The organism is Nocardioides sp. CCNWLW239 (assembly GCF_037137035.1).
Lineage (GTDB): Bacteria > Actinomycetota > Actinomycetes > Propionibacteriales > Nocardioidaceae > Nocardioides.
In genome coordinates, this window is sequence record NZ_JBBBNW010000003.1 from 546,909 (window position 1) to 562,088 (window position 15,180).

A 15,180-nucleotide genomic window follows, 5' to 3' on the forward strand; every position below is an offset into this window, starting at 1 on the left:
ACGCTGCCATGCGACGGCGGCACCCACAAATGACGACTAGACAGAGGAACCATGAGCGAATCGGCCACCGTGTTCGAAGGTGAAGAACTCTCGGGTGGATCGACACCTTCCGCCTCACCCGAGGAGGCTAAGAAGATCGCCGGCAAGTCGCCGATGAAGCTGGCGATGATGCGGCTCCGCAAGGACAAGCTGACGATGGTGTCGCTGACTATCGTTGTCGTCGTGATCGTTGCCGCCGTGCTGGCACCGCTCCTGGTCAAGATGGGCGTGCTGGACCCGTTCGGCTACAACCAGGACCTGCTTGACGCCAACACCATCCCCGAGGGTGGCTGGAGCGGTGCGAGCCCGTCCCACCCGCTCGGCGTGGAGCCCGGCACCGGCCGCGACGCGCTGTCGCGGTTCTGGTACGGGATCACCTTCTCGCTCGCGATCGCCCTGACCGCGGCGATCCTCTCGGTGGTCATCGGTGCGGTGATCGGGATCGTCGCCGGCTTCAGCGGCGGCTGGGTGGACGCGGTCCTGAGCCGCTTCACCGACCTGACCCTCTCCTTCCCCTCGACGCTGATGCTGCTGGCGCTCTCCGCGCTCGGTCTCGAGCTCGTGCAGCTGGTGACCGGATTGCCGAACGGTCCACTCGCCCAAGGGATCTACTGCACCGTGGTGCTCGCGATCTTCGGCTGGACCAGCACCGCGCGCGTGGTCAGAGGACAGGTCCTCTCGATCAAGCAACGCGAGTTCGTCGAGGCGGCGATTGTGCTGGGTGCCTCCAAGCCGCGGATCTACTTCAAGGAGATCCTGCCGAACCTGTGGGCCCCGCTCCTGGTTCTGGTGACCTTGATGATGCCGGCCTACATCTCGGCCGAGGCGGCGCTGAGCTACCTCCAGGTCAGCGTGAAGCCGCCGACGCCGACCCTCGGCAACGTGCTCGCGGACTCGTTGAAGTACGCGCAGGTGGACCCCTTCTACTTCTTCATGCCCGCGATCATCATCGCGACGATCGTGATCTCGTTCAACCTTCTCGGCGATGGGTTGCGAGACGCCCTTGACCCCAAGGGTGACCGGTGAGCCTCGGGGCTCCGAACACACACAGGTGACCCGCCCGGGACACCGATACGGCGTCAGCGGTCAAAAACTGACGGCGACCACACCAAGGAGAAACGAATGCTCAACAAGCGAGCTAAGTACGTAGCGGTCAGCGCCGCTGGCGTGCTCGGGCTTTCGCTGGGCCTGGCTGCCTGCGGCGGCGGGGACGGCGGCGGTGACTCGAGCGCCAAGGGCCTGACCATCGTCACCCAGGACCCGTGGGACCACCTGGACCCGCAGCGCATCTACGTGGGTGAGACCATCTCGCACACCACGCGTCTGGTCTACCGCAAGCTGCTCTCGAACCCGGCGTCGACCGACCCCGCGGTCTCGAGCAAGCCGATCCCGGACCTGGCGACCGACGAGGGCACCTCGACCGAGGGTGCGAAGACCTGGTCGTTCACCATCAAGGACGGCGTGAAGTGGGAGGACGGCTCCGAGATCACGTGTGAGGACTTCGCCTACGGCGCCTCGCGCAACTTCGCCGCCGACGAGCTCACCGGTGGCCCGGGCTTCTACCTGACCGCGAAGCTGGCCCTCAAGGGCGAGTACCCGGGTCCGTACACCGCGACCCCGGAGCAGCAGGCCGACTTCGACCAGGCGGTGTCTTGCGACGGCAAGACCATCACCTACAAGTTCAAGTCCCCGTGGCCGGACTTCCCGCTGGCGATCTCGTCGCTGCACATGATGGACCCCTACAAGAAGTCCTTCGACAAGGGTGCCAAGAACGACGACAAGATCTTCTCCAACGGCCCCTACAAGGTCGACACCTGGAACGCCCAGAAGGGCGGCACCCTGGTGCGCAACGACGAGTACGACCCGGAGACCGACGACAAGTCGCTGCGCGAGGCGCTGCCGGAGACCGTCACCGTCAAGTTCGGTGAGAAGCCCGAGACGACCTACGAGAAGCTGTTCTCCGACAGCCCCGACTCGCAGACCACCATCGTCAGCGGCTCGCGCGTCCCGCCGGAGTTCTACCCGCGTCTCACCGAGGCCGGCGTGAAGGACCGTTACGTCCAGGTCCAGTCGCCCTACGTCGACTACCTGGTGCCGAACCAGAACCAGATGAAGGACCCGAAGGTCCGTAAGGCGCTGGCTCTCGCGACCGACGTCGAGTCCTGGATCGCCGCCGGCGGTGGCGAGAAGGCCTACACCCCGGCCGACTCCATCGTGAACCCGGCCGTTCCGGGCTACGTCCCGAACCCGGCCTACAAGGACCGCAACCTCAAGGGCGACCCGGCCGCGGCCAAGGCGCTCCTCGCCGAGGCCGGTGCCAAGACCCCCTACCCGATCACCTTCTCCTACCCGCAGAGCGACACGGCTGACAAGCAGGCCTCCGCTCTGGTCGAGGGCTGGGAGGCCGCGGGCTTCAAGGTCACGCTGGACCCGCTGGGTGACGTCTACTACTCGAACATCCAGAAGCCGTCCAACAAGGCCGACGTGATGTGGGGCGGTTGGGGTGCCGACTGGGGCTCCGCGATGACCGTCACCGCGGCGCTGTTCGACAGCCGTCAGATCGAGAAGACCACCAACGGTCAGAACTACGGCAACTACAAGAGCCCGGTCGTCGACAAGCTGTTCGACCAGGCTGCCAACTCGGCCACCATCGAGGAGCAGAACAAGTTCCTCCAGCAGGCCGACGCTCAGCTGGGCGAGGACGTTGCCTACATCCCGCTGGAGATCGCGACCTTCAACTGGGTCCACGGCTCCAAGGTGAAGAACTTCATCACGACCGATGCCTCCTCGTCCTACCCGGACCTGGCGCCCATCGACGTCGAGGACTGATTCTTCAGCTCCGCAACACCGTTGGGGCGGCGTAAGCCGCCCCAACCCTGGAGGCGGGGCTCGACAGAGCCCCGCCTCTCTCCCATGTACCTGGACACGATTCCCCCCGGAGGACACCCCACCACGGTGCTCCGGCCGATCCCAATGAAGGTGAGACCCACCGATGGTCGCCTACATCATCCGGCGCGTGATCGTCGGTTTGCTCATGCTGGTGGCGATGAGCTTCATCGTCTTCGCCCTGTTCATGAAGAACCCGGTCGACCCGGCTCAGTTCTCCTGCGGCAAGAACTGCCCTCCCGAGCGCATCGAGGAGACCCGTGTGGCCCTCGGCTACGACCAGCCGCTGCTCGTCCAGTGGGGCGCCTTCGCGAAGGGCGTCGTCGTCGGCCGCGAGTACCCTGCCAACGAGAAGATGCGTGAGGCCAACCCCGAGCTGGTGACCGAGTGCGCGGCGCCGTGCCTGGGTTACTCGCAGCAGCTGCAGATGACCGTCAACGACGAGATCAAGGAGGCCGCGCCGATCTCGATCTCGATCGCGATGGTTGCGGTCTTGATCTGGGTGATCTTCGGTGTCCTCTTCGGTGTGCTGGCCGCAGTCTTCAAGGGCACGCTGGTGGACCGCGGGGTCGTCGGAGCCACGCTGTTCCTCTATGCGTTCCCGACGTTCTTCGTGGGTGCGCTGCTCATCAACTTCGTCGCCATCAAGTGGGGACTCTTCCCCTCACCGGGATACGTGCCGATCGCCGAAGGCGGCATCGGCCAGTGGTTCGTCCAGCTCCTGCTTCCCGGATTCACGCTCGCGGTGGTCTACATGGCCGGCTATGTACGCATGACCCGGGCGTTCGTGCTCGAGTCGATGAGCGAGGACTACATCCGCACCGCGAAGTCCAAGGGCGTCAAGAGCCCGAAGGTCCTGTTCAAGCACGGTCTGCGCGCTGCGCTGACCCCGCTGGTGACCATGTTCGGCCTCGACTTCGCTGCCGTGCTGGGTGGCGCGATCATCACCGAGCAGGTCTTCAACTACTACGGTCTCGGCAAGCTCGCCGTCACCGCCAACAACAACTACGACCTGCCGACCATCGTCGGCCTGGTGCTGTTGCTCGGTGGCCTGGTGATCCTCGCCAACATCATCGTCGACATCCTGTACGCCTTCATCGACCCGCGCGTGCGCGTCGCCTGACCGGGAGCTGATTCATGACTGACCTCTCCAAGACGCCCGCAGCGGCGCCGGCCAAGGATGGCGCGTTCCTCTCGGTCCGGGACCTGAAGGTCCACTTCTCCACCTCCGACGGCATCGTCAAGGCGACCGACGGCCTCTCCTTCGATCTCGAGCGCGGCAAGACCCTCGGCATCGTCGGTGAGTCCGGCTCCGGCAAGTCGGTGTCCAGCTCGGCGATCATGGGGCTGCACCGCGGCACCAACGCCATCCTGAGCGGCGAGATCATGCTCGACGGGGTCGACCTGCTCAAGGTGAGCAACGAGGAGATGCGCAAGCGTCGCGGTCGCGACGTGGCGATGATCTTCCAGGACCCGCTCTCCGCGATGCACCCCTACTACACCGTGGGCAACCAGATCATGGAGGCCTACCAGGTCCACAACAACGTGACCAAGCGGGAGGCGCGCAAGCGCGCCATCGAGATGCTCGACCGTGTCGGCATCCCGCAGCCCGACCGTCGCGTCGACGACTACCCGCACCAGTTCTCCGGCGGTATGCGGCAGCGCGCGATGATCGCGATGGGGCTGATCAACAACCCGAGCCTGCTGATCGCCGACGAGCCGACCACCGCGCTGGACGTGACCGTCCAGGCCCAGATCCTCGACCTGCTCCAGGACCTGCAGCGCGACTTCGACGCGGCCATCATCATCATCACCCACGACCTCGGTGTCGTGGCCGAGATGGCTGACGACGTCCTCGTGATGTACGCCGGCCGCGCGGTCGAGTACGGCCCGGGCAAGGAGATCCTCACCAACCCGGAGATGCCCTACACCTGGGGTCTGCTCTCCAGCGTGCCGGACCTGACCGCGTCGACCGAGGCGAAGCTGATCCCGATCCGGGGCAACCCGCCCTCGCTGCTCAACCCCCCGCCGGGATGCGCCTTCGAGCCGCGCTGCGACCATGTGGCGAAGGTGGGCGGCGACCTGTGCCGGACCACCCTGCCGGCGCTCACCCCGGCCAACAGTGGCGGCTACCACACCAAGCGCTGCCACATCAAGAACGCCGACGAGGTCTACGAGGCAGAGATCCTGCCCGAGATCGCCCCTGATCTGGTGGAGGACTGATGAGCGACACCACGACTGCCGCTGCGGCCGCGGTCGCACCGGCGAGCACGGAGACGGTGCTCTCGGTCGAGAACTTGAAGATGCACTTCCCGGTCAAGGGCAGCGGCGTGATCCGGCGTACGGTCGGCCACGTCAAGGCCGTCGACGGGGTCTCCTTCGAGGTGGCCAAGGGCACTGCCCTGGGCCTCGTCGGTGAGTCGGGCTGCGGCAAGTCCACCACCGGGCGGATGGTGACGCGGCTCTACAAGCCCACCGAGGGCAAGATCAACTTCGAGGGCACCGACATCGCCAACTACTCGGGCAGGCAGCTGCACCCGATGCGCCGGGAGATCCAGATGATCTTCCAGGACCCGTCGACCTCGCTGAACCCTCGGCACACGGTCGGCTCGATCATCGCCGCGCCGCTCCGGATCCACAACATGGTGCCGAAGAACAAGGTGCTCAGCCGGGTCCAGGAGCTGCTCGAGATCGTCGGCCTCAACCCGGAGCACTACAACCGCTACCCGCACGAGTTCTCCGGCGGCCAGCGCCAGCGCATCGGCATCGCCCGCGCGCTGACCCTGCAGCCGAAGCTGCTCGTCGCCGACGAGCCGGTCTCCGCGCTGGACGTCTCGATCCAGGCCCAGGTGATCAACCTTCTGCAGGACCTGCAGAAGGAGTTCGACATCTCCTTCCTGTTCATCGCCCACGATCTCGCGATCGTCCGCCACTTCTGCCCCGAGGTCGCGGTGATGTACCTCGGCAAGATCGTGGAGATCGGTGACCGCGAGTCGATCTACGAGCACGCCCACCACCCCTACACCCAGGCGCTGCTCTCCGCCGTGCCCGACGTGAAGCAGGCGGCCATCGGCGGGCGTCGTGAGCGGATCCGGCTGGAGGGTGACGTACCGTCGCCGATCAACCCGCCCTCGGGCTGCCACTTCCGCACCCGGTGCGCCATCGCCAAGGACATCTGCTCCGTGGTCGAGCCGCCGCTGCTGCAGATCGGCAAGAGGCACAAGGTCGCCTGCCACTTCCCGGGGGAGATCCACCAGCACCCCGAGAAGCCGGTGACCGCGCCGCTCCTGGGCGTCGACGAGTTCGGCGCGCCGGACCCGGGCGCCAGCCCGGCCGAGGTCCCGGGCGACGGTCCGGGCTACGCCGACACCTGGTACGACCTGGCGAACAACACCCGCGGTCGCGCCTGAGAAAATTCTCTGCGTTTCAGCAGGATCACGAAAGACGGTCCGCAGCCATCGGCTGCGGGCCGTCTTTGTTACGTGTGTGTCACAGATCACAGTCGGTATCGAACCGTTATCTGTAGGCCCGTCCAATCCATTCGTTTCTGACTTAACTTGGGGCAGCGCTGGTTCGGGACTGCGCCTGGCGGTCAGATCTGAGCGAGGTCAACCCCGACACCGAATGGAGAACATCGGCGGATGAGTGTTTCTGAGGCGCGAGTAGTGGCGGAGACGCCCGATGCTGGCGAGGTTCCGGTCGCTTCGTCGGCGATCGTGGGCAAGTCGCCGACCCAGATCTCCCTCAGCCGGCTGCGCAAGGACCGGTTGGCGATGGTCTGCCTGGGGGTGCTCGGGGTCATCTTCCTGCTCGCGATCCTGGCTCCGGTGATCACCTCGGTGATGGACATCCACGAGCGCCGCGAGCCGGGTTCCCTGAACGCGGCGGAGTGGACGGACCAGTTCGGCTACCCGACGGTCGGCCCGCCCTACTACGGCTTCGACCCGTCCCACCCGCTCGGCCTCTCGCCGAAGGAGGCCAACGACAACCTGGCGCGGCTCCTCTACGGGATCCGCAACTCGCTCTTCATCGGGTTCGTCGTCGCGGTGAGCGCGATGGCCATCGGCGGGACGATCGGCCTCGCTGCCGGCTTCTCCCGTGGCTGGCTGGACCGGGTGCTGAACTTCGTGATCGACCTGTTCCTCGCCTTCCCGTTCTTCTTCTTCGCGATGGCGCTCAGCCCGATCATCGGGATGGCCTTCTCCCAGAACGACCGCGGTCTCGCGGTCGCCTCGTTCACCGGACTGATCATCCTGCTGATCATCTTCAGCTGGATGAACCTCGCCCGTCTCGTACGCGGTCAGGTGATCTCGCTGCGAGAGCGGGAGTTCATCCTCGCCGCCGAGGTCATCGGAGTGCCGATGCGGCGAGTGCTGTTCAAGGAGCTGCTGCCCAACCTGGTCGCCCCGCTGGTCGTGTGGTTCTCCATCGCGGTCCCGACGGCGATCGCCCTCGAGGTGGCGCTCACCCTGCTCGGTCTCGGCGTCAGCGGCACCCCGACGCTGGGGCTGCTGGTCCAGGAAGCGCGCAGCTACTGGGAGACGTACCCCCTCTATCTGTGGACTCCCGTCGCGGCGGTCACGGTCATCACCCTGGCGCTCAACCTGCTGGGTGACTCGGTCCGGGACGCCTTCGACCCCAAGACTCGCCGATAGCCCATCTCGGTCAGGCTCCGTCGGAGAGAAAACAAACCCCAAGGAAAGGCGCGACACCATGCGTTTGAAGACACCGCTGGTGGGCATCACGAGTGCCGCACTGGCTCTGACGCTGGCCGCATGCGGAGGCAGCGGCGGGCCGGAAGACGAGACCGTAATCGACAACGAGGCCGCCGGCTCGGCAGGCAGCGGCCGTGACCCCGACGCCAAGGGCCCGGTTGAGATCAAGGGAGCGAAGGAGGGCGGCTCGATCAACGTGATCAGCGCCACCGAGCTTCAGACGATGGACCCGCGCAACGCCTACTACGCCGCTACCATCGCGATCCACGGCGCGTTCCTGTCGCGCACCCTGACCCAGTACAAGTACGACGAGAAGACCGACTCGATGGTGCTGGTGCCCGACCTGGCCACCGACCTCGGTCAGGCCAACGAGGACTTCACGGAGTGGACCTTCAAGCTCCGTGAGGGCATCAAGGACGAGAACGGCGACGAGGTGACCGCGGGCGCCATCGAGCGCACGGTCGAGGCCTCGATGGACGTCGACACCTACGGCGACTTCCCGGGCAACTACCTGGTCGACTTCCTGGTCGGTGGCGACCAGCTCAAGGACGGCAAGGCCGAGCCCCAGGGCGTCGACATCGACGGCGTCGAGGCGACCGACGACCACACCTTGGTGTTCAAGACCACCAAGCCGTTCGCCGACCTCCCGGCCTACGCCTACTTCCCGCTCTTCTCGGCGACCCCGGAGGGCGCGGACCCGGCCAACTACGAGGACAAGCTCGTCTCCACCGGCCCCTACAAGGTCAAGGAGTACGTCCGGTCCAAGAAGCTGGTCCTCGAGCGCAACCCCAACTGGGACCCGGCGACCGACCCGGCTCGCACGGCCTACCCGGACGAGTACGTCTTCGAGTTCATGCTCGACACCAACAAGGTCGACGCGCGCCTGCTGGCCGACAAGGGCTCGGACCAGACGACGATGACGATGGACGACATCAACGCGTCGAACTACCCGCAGTTCAAGTCGTCCGCGGGCGACCGCATCGTCACCGGCTCCTCGCCGCTGACGGCCTACCTCGCCCCGGACTACACGAAGATCACCGACATCAAGGTGCGCAAGGCGATCGGTCTGGCCTTCCCCTACAAGGAGTTCTACCGGACAGCCGGCATGATCGAGGGCCTCACCGCGAACCCGGGGAACACGGTCATGCCTCCGGGCACCCCCGGCTACAAGAAGTACGACAACCCGCTGGGTGTCGAGGCCGGGACGACTGACGCGGCTGCCGCCAAGAAGCTTCTCGAGGAGGCCGGCGCCGTCGGCTTCGAGCTGAAGTTCCCGTGGTCGAAGGACGACCCCGACGGCATCTCGCCGAAGCTGAAGGACCTCTACGTCGAGAAGTTCACCGAGGCCGGCTTCAAGGTCACGCCGGTCCAGGTCCCGGACGCCAAGTTCTCCGACTACGTGCGTGACCCGGAGGCCGACATCAACGTGCGGACGTACGCGAACCTCGGCTGGTTCTCCGACTGGCCCTCGGGTGGCTCGTGGTTCCCGCCGCTGCTGACGACCGTCGACTGGAAGAGCACCGGATCCTACGGGTCGAACCGGGCGAAGTTCTCCGAGCCGGCCGTCGACAAGAAGGTCGAGGAGATCCTGGCGATGCCGATCGAGGACCAGCCCAAGGCCTGGGGCGAGCTCGACCAGGAGATCATGGAGACCTACTACCCGTGGGTCGTCACCTACCAGGGTGGCTCCGTGCAGGCGCACGGCTCGAAGATCGGTGGCCACAAGATCGACAACACGATGGGTGGCCCGACCTACAAGCAGCTGCACGTCCTGCAGTGAGCTGAGCGAGCGGTGGGCCGAGGTCAGGCCTCGGCCCACCCCGTCGCGCCTCGTACTTCCCGCGTCCGTGCCCGCCACGTCCATGCCCGCCACGGGTGTGCCCGTTCAGGAGATTGTTGATGTTCGGCTATATCGTCCGGCGCCTGTTGGCGGCGTGCTTAGTCCTGTTCCTGGTCTCGATCGTCACCTTCACGCTCTTCTTCAAGGGCCCCAGCGATCCGGCCTCCGTGCTGTGCGAGGACACCGGTGGCCGGTGCACCGCGGCCGAGCTGAACTCGATCCGGGAGCAGATGGGGCTCAACGACGGGCTGGTGGTCAACTACGGCCGCTTCCTCAAGGGCCTGGTGGTGGACCGCGAGATGTTCTACCAGGGGGAGCAGCTGTGCGAGGCCCCGTGCTTCGGGATCTCCTACGCCACCCGACAGCCGGTGACGCCGATGTTCATCGAGAAATGGCCGGCCACGGTCTCGCTCGTCATCGGGGCCTTCGTGCTCTACGTCATCGTCGGCCTGGTGCTGGGGGCGCTGGCGGCCAGGTTCCGGGGATCCTTGTTCGATCGGATGGTGGTCGGCGTGGCCACCTTCATCCCGGCGATTCCCTACTACGTGCTCGCCCTGGTGGCCTGGATCGTCCTGGTCCTCCAGCTGTCCGTCTTCCCGGAGACGGGCTACACCCCGCTCGTCGAGAACCCGGTGGCCTGGGCATCCGGGCTGCTGCTTCCCTGGCTCATCCTGGCGCTCGCCTACGCCCCGGTCACGATCCGCTACATGCGTGGCTACATGATCGAGGCGCTGGGGGAGGACTACATCCGTACGGCGACCGCGAAGGGAGTGAGCCGGCGTGACGTGGTCTTCGTCCACGGCCTGCGCGCCGCGATCGTGCCGATGACGACGATCCTCGGTCTCGACATCGCGATCCTGCTCTCCGGCACCGTCTTCACGGAGTTCCTCTTCGAGATCGACGGCATCGGCTGGTGGTCGATCAACTCCCTCGGCAACCCGATCGACTTCCCGGTCCTCAACATCACCGGGACCGCCGCTGCGGTCCTGATCGTCGTCGGGAACCTGCTCGTCGATCTTCTCTACGCTGCTCTCGACCCCCGAGTGAGGCTCGCATGACCGCCACCTCCCAGCAGTTCCTCGAGCCTGCACCACAGCAGAAGGGGCCGGTCCTGGTCGTCGACGACCTGACCGTGCGGTTCCCGACCCACGACGGTCTGGTCGAGGCGGTCACCGGGCTCAGCTACTCCGTCGAGCCCGGTCGTACGCTCGGCATCGTCGGCGAGTCGGGCTCCGGCAAGAGCGTCTCGAGCATGGCCGTGCTCGGCCTGCACGACCCGCGTTCGACCCGGATCTCCGGCTCGATCAAGGTCAACGGCGCCGAGGTGATCGGTGCCAAGGAGTCCACGCTGCGACGGATCCGAGGCAACGAGGTCGCGATGGTCTTCCAGGACCCGTTGACGGCCCTGCACCCCTACTTCACCATCGGCCGGCAGATCATGGAGGCCTACCGGCTCCACCACGACGTCTCCAAGAAGGCGGCCAAGGCCCGGGCCGTGGAGATGCTCGAGCTGGTCGGGATCCCGCAGCCCGACCGCCGGGTCGACGACTTCCCCCACCAGTTCTCCGGCGGGATGCGGCAACGCGCCGTCATCGCGATGTCGCTGGTGAACAACCCGCAGCTGATCATCGCCGACGAGCCGACCACCGCGCTCGACGTGACCGTGCAGGCACAGATCCTCGATCTGATGCAGCGGCTGCAGAAGGAGTTCAACTCGGCGATCATCGTGGTCACCCACGACCTCGGCGTGGTGGCGGAGATGGCCGACGAGGTGCTCGTCATGTACGGCGGTCGCGCGGTCGAGTTCGGACCGACCAAGGACGTGCTGACCAGGCCGTCGATGCCCTACACCTGGGGTCTGATCTCCAGCGTGCCGGACGTGCACGAGCACAGCGACCAGAAGCTGATCCCGATCCCGGGCTCGCCGCCGAGCCTGCTCAACCCGTCACCGGGCTGCGCGTTCGCCCCGAGGTGCGCGCACAAGGCCAAGGTCGGTGGGGACATGTGTGACACCGAGCTGCCCGAGTTCCTCCCCCTGGCCAGCAACCCCCGACACCTCAAGCGCTGCCACCTGGTCGACCCGGAGCAGATCTACGTCGACGAGGTGGCCCCCGAGATCTTTGCCGAAGACTCCGAGAAGCTGGAGAGCTGACAACGATGGATACCCCTGCTTCGCCGGACGCGGTCGTCACCGGCCTCGACGCCGCCGAGCTCGATCTGAGCCGGCCGCCGATCCTGACCGTCAAGGACCTGCGCATGCACTTCCCGATCACCTCGTCGGGTGTCATCCGACGCACGATCGGGCACGTCAAGGCGGTCGACGGCGTCTCCTTCCAGCTCAACGCCGGCAACTCGCTCGGACTGGTCGGCGAGTCCGGCTGCGGCAAGTCGACCACCGGCCGGCTGATCACCCGGCTCTACGAGCCGACGACCGGGACGATCGACTTCGACGGCACCGACCTGACCAGGTTGTCGAAGAAGGAGCTGGTCCCGCACCGGCGCCACGTGCAGATGATCTTCCAGGACCCCTACAGCTCGCTGAACCCCCGTCACACGGTCGGCTCCATCGTCGGGACGCCGCTCGAGGTGCACAAGATGGTGCCCAAGGACAAGGTGCTCTCCCGGGTCCAGGAGCTGTTGGAGATCGTCGGCCTGAACCCGGAGCACTACAACCGCTATCCCAACGAGTTCTCCGGTGGTCAGCGTCAGCGCATCGGGATCGCCCGGGCGCTGGCGATGCAGCCGAAGCTGATGGTCGCCGACGAGCCGGTCTCCGCCCTGGACGTGTCGATCCAGGCGCAGGTGATCAACCTTCTGCAGGACCTGCAGAAGGAGTTCGACATCGCGTTCCTCTTCATCGCTCACGACCTGGCGATCGTGCGGCACTTCTGCCCCGAGATCGCGGTGATGTACCTCGGCAAGATCGTCGAGATCGGTGACCGGGACTCGATCTACAACTCGTCCCACCATCCCTACACCCAGGCGCTGCTCTCCGCCGCGCCCGATCTCCGTCAGGCCTCCACCGGGCGGCGGGTGGAGCGGATCCGGCTCGAGGGTGACGTACCGTCGCCGATCAACCCGCCGTCGGGCTGCCACTTCCGCACCCGATGCCCCATCGCGAAGGACATCTGCAGCACCGTCGAGCCGCCGCTGCTGCAGATCGGGGAGCGCCACAAGGTGGCGTGCCACTTCGCCGGCGAGATCGGGAACGTACCGGAGATGCCGGTGACCTCGCGCCTGCTCGGTGTCGACGAGTTCGGCGCCCCCGACCCCGGGGCGAGCCCTGCGGACGTGCCGGGTGACGGGCCTGGGTACGCCGACACCTGGGTCGATCTCAAGAACAACGGCCTGGGCCGGGCCTGAAGCCTGGGCCTGAGCCTGTCGGTGCCGCCCACTAGGGTTGGCGTGTGGACGGGTTGTTCGAGATGGGGGCGGGTGCCGCGCGCGGTGGGTCGCTGAGCCACAGTGACCACGCGGCGGCGCCGCTGGCGGTGCGGATGCGGCCACGTACGCTCGAGGAGCTCGTCGGCCAGAGCTCGCTCAAGGCGGCCGGGTCGCCGCTCCACCAGGTGGTCGAGGGCGGCCAGTCGCTCTCGCTGCTGCTGTGGGGGCCGCCGGGGACGGGGAAGACGACGATCGCCTCGATCGTGTCGCGCTCCACGGACCGGCGCTTCGTCGAGGTCTCCGCGGTCTCGGCAGGGGTCAAGGAGGTCCGGGCGGCGATCGACTCCGCGCGCGCCGAGCTGGTCGCGACCGGCAAGGAGACAGTGCTCTTCGTCGACGAGGTGCACCGGTTCAGCAAGGCCCAGCAGGACGCGCTGCTCCCGGGCGTCGAGAACCGCTGGGTCACCCTCGTCGCCGCCACCACGGAGAACCCGTTCTTCTCGGTGATCTCGCCGCTGCTGTCGCGCTCGCTGCTGCTGCGGCTGGAGTCGCTGACCGACGACGACATCCGTGGCGTGCTCCTGCGGGCTCTGGAGGACGAGCGGGGGCTCGGCGGATCGGTGACGATCGCCGAGGACGCGCTCGACCACCTCGTGCGCCTCGCCGGTGGCGACGCGCGCCGGTCGCTGACCTACCTGGAGGCGGCCGCGGGCGCTGCGTCCGGGGGCGAGATCACCCTCGAGGCGGCGGAGCGGGCCGTGGACCAGGCGGCGGTGCGCTACGACCGGCAGGGCGACCAGCACTACGACGTGGTCAGCGCCTTCATCAAGTCGGTGCGTGGTTCGGACGCGGACGCGGCGCTGCACTACCTGGCGCGGATGATCGAGGCGGGGGAGGACCCCCGGTTCATCGCCCGCCGGCTGATGATCCTCGCCTCCGAGGACATCGGCCTCGCCGACTCGACCGCGCTGCAGACCGCCGTCGCGGCCGCGCAGACGGTGCAGCTGATCGGGATGCCCGAGGCCCAGCTCACCCTGGCGCACGCGACGATCGCGCTCGCGGTCGCCCCGAAGTCCAACGCGGTGACCACCGCCATCTTCGCCGCGCGGGCCGATGTCACCGCCGGGAAGATCGGCAACGTCCCGCCCCACCTGCGCGACGCCCACTACGAGGGCGCGAAGAAGATCGGGCACGGGGACGCCTACAAGTACGCCCACGACGAGCCGTTCGGCATCGCGACCCAGCAGTATGCCCCCGACGCGGTCGCCGATGCGGAGTACTACCGGCCGACGACGCATGGCGCGGAAGCCGGTGTGAAGGAACGGTGGGAGCGTGTCCGGAAAATCGTGCGCGGACAAGATGGATAGGGTAGGCGCACGATGACGAACTCGAGCATGCCCATGTGGGCGCTGGTGGCCGCACTGACCGCGTTGGGGGTTCTCGTTCTCCTCCTGCTGCTGGTCGTGCTGCTGGCGCTCGGGTCCCGTCGCCGCGCCCAGCGCCGGCTCGAGGAGGCCGAGGCCGGCGAGGCCGAGCTGCGCGAGCGGCTCGAGTCGCTGGAGAAGCGCCTGGCCCGGCCCGAGGTCAAGCGGCGGCGCCGGGACGAGAAGGAATACGTGATCACCTCGCTCGGCGAGGACGGCGAGCCTGTCGAGGTGGAGCAGGTGGTGCAGCGTACGTTGACCGCACCGGCCTTCGCGGACGCGGTGTTCCGGGAGACCGTGGTGCACGGCGCTGCGCTGGTCCACGGGGTCCGTCGGGCGCTCTCGCCCGAGGTGCGGTTCAAGATCCGCTACGAGATGCACCGCGAGGTCAAGCGGGCACGCAAGGACCGGAAGAGCGAGATGCGCGAGGCGCTGCGGGAATACCGCGCGCGACAGCGCGCGGAAGTGGACGAGGACGTACGTATGGAGGACACCCGATGAGGGGCGCGATCTGGTTCGTGGTCGGTGCGGGCGCAGGTGTGTACGCGATGGTCAAGGGACGGCGGGCCGCCGAGGCGTTCACCGCCGACGGGCTGCGCGACCGGGCCCAGGCGCTCGGAGTCGGCGCGCGGATCTTCCGCGAGGAGCTGGCCACCGGGAAGGCCGAGAAGGAGCTCGAGCTGCGCGAGTGGATCGAGACGACCGGAGCGAGGCCGGGCGGCGAGCTTGCTCGTCCGCCCGCGCCGAGCGAGGGAGTGACCGCGCGCAGCGCGGAAACGAGGACTGCAGGACCGAAACAGATTGGCGCCGCAGGCGCCGCGCAGCAGAGACTTGGACTGAACGGGCCGACCGAGGACCCGAGGAAGAACACGGAAGGTAGTACCCCCTGATG

13 protein-coding genes are annotated in these 15,180 nt (G+C 67.1%); all 13 read left to right on the top strand.

The window, feature by feature from the left end; translation table 11 throughout:
- Positions 1-51 precede the first annotated feature (51 nt).
- The 13 genes from WBG06_RS14415 to WBG06_RS14475 all read left to right on the top strand — a co-directional run bounded on the left by WBG06_RS14415 (position 52) and on the right by WBG06_RS14475 (position 15,178).
- Positions 52-1,065 (top strand): ABC transporter permease, encoded by a 1,014-nt coding sequence (locus WBG06_RS14415; RefSeq protein WP_336737520.1) that lies wholly within the window; start codon positions 52-54, stop codon positions 1,063-1,065.
- 96 nt (positions 1,066-1,161) lie between these two features.
- On the top strand, positions 1,162-2,868 hold the full coding sequence (locus WBG06_RS14420) for an ABC transporter substrate-binding protein (protein WP_336737521.1): 1,707 nt from the start codon (positions 1,162-1,164) through the stop codon (positions 2,866-2,868).
- A gap of 163 nt (positions 2,869-3,031) precedes the next feature.
- Positions 3,032-4,048 carry an ABC transporter permease gene (locus tag WBG06_RS14425; RefSeq protein WP_336737522.1) on the top strand — a complete coding sequence of 339 codons (1,017 nt, stop codon included), beginning with the start codon at positions 3,032-3,034 and terminating at the stop codon, positions 4,046-4,048.
- Positions 4,049-4,062: 14 nt separating this feature from the next.
- On the top strand, positions 4,063-5,148 hold the full coding sequence (locus tag WBG06_RS14430; protein WP_336737524.1) for an ABC transporter ATP-binding protein: 1,086 nt from the start codon (positions 4,063-4,065) through the stop codon (positions 5,146-5,148).
- Positions 5,148-6,335, top strand: a complete 1,188-nt coding sequence (locus WBG06_RS14435) for an ABC transporter ATP-binding protein (protein ID WP_336737526.1) — start codon at positions 5,148-5,150, stop codon at positions 6,333-6,335. The genes WBG06_RS14430 and WBG06_RS14435 overlap by 1 nt, the downstream gene beginning before the upstream one ends.
- A gap of 255 nt (positions 6,336-6,590) precedes the next feature.
- A complete protein-coding gene (locus tag WBG06_RS14440; protein ID WP_336737528.1) occupies positions 6,591-7,580 on the top strand; it encodes an ABC transporter permease in 990 nt (329 codons plus the stop codon).
- Between the two features lie 58 nt (positions 7,581-7,638).
- Positions 7,639-9,420, top strand: a complete 1,782-nt coding sequence (locus WBG06_RS14445; RefSeq protein ID WP_336737530.1) for an ABC transporter substrate-binding protein — start codon at positions 7,639-7,641, stop codon at positions 9,418-9,420.
- Between the two features lie 119 nt (positions 9,421-9,539).
- The gene (locus WBG06_RS14450) at positions 9,540-10,538 is read left to right on the top strand and encodes an ABC transporter permease (RefSeq protein WP_336737531.1); all 999 of its coding nucleotides are present in this window, start codon (positions 9,540-9,542) and stop codon (positions 10,536-10,538) included.
- Positions 10,535-11,632 carry an ABC transporter ATP-binding protein gene (locus tag WBG06_RS14455; RefSeq protein ID WP_336737532.1) on the top strand — a complete coding sequence of 366 codons (1,098 nt, stop codon included), beginning with the start codon at positions 10,535-10,537 and terminating at the stop codon, positions 11,630-11,632. Before WBG06_RS14450 ends, WBG06_RS14455 begins: the two co-directional genes overlap by 4 nt.
- Positions 11,633-11,637: 5 nt before the next feature.
- On the top strand, positions 11,638-12,843 hold the full coding sequence (locus WBG06_RS14460; RefSeq protein ID WP_336737533.1) for an ABC transporter ATP-binding protein: 1,206 nt from the start codon (positions 11,638-11,640) through the stop codon (positions 12,841-12,843).
- A 62-nt stretch (positions 12,844-12,905) separates the two neighbouring features.
- Entirely contained in the window at positions 12,906-14,231 is a 1,326-nt protein-coding gene (locus tag WBG06_RS14465) for a replication-associated recombination protein A (protein ID WP_336738068.1), read from the top strand.
- A 12-nt stretch (positions 14,232-14,243) separates the two neighbouring features.
- On the top strand, positions 14,244-14,789 hold the full coding sequence (locus tag WBG06_RS14470; RefSeq protein WP_336737534.1) for a hypothetical protein: 546 nt from the start codon (positions 14,244-14,246) through the stop codon (positions 14,787-14,789).
- Positions 14,786-15,178, top strand: a complete 393-nt coding sequence (locus WBG06_RS14475; protein ID WP_336737535.1) for a DUF6167 family protein — start codon at positions 14,786-14,788, stop codon at positions 15,176-15,178. Before WBG06_RS14470 ends, WBG06_RS14475 begins: the two co-directional genes overlap by 4 nt.
- The last annotated feature ends 2 nt before the right edge of the window (positions 15,179-15,180 follow it).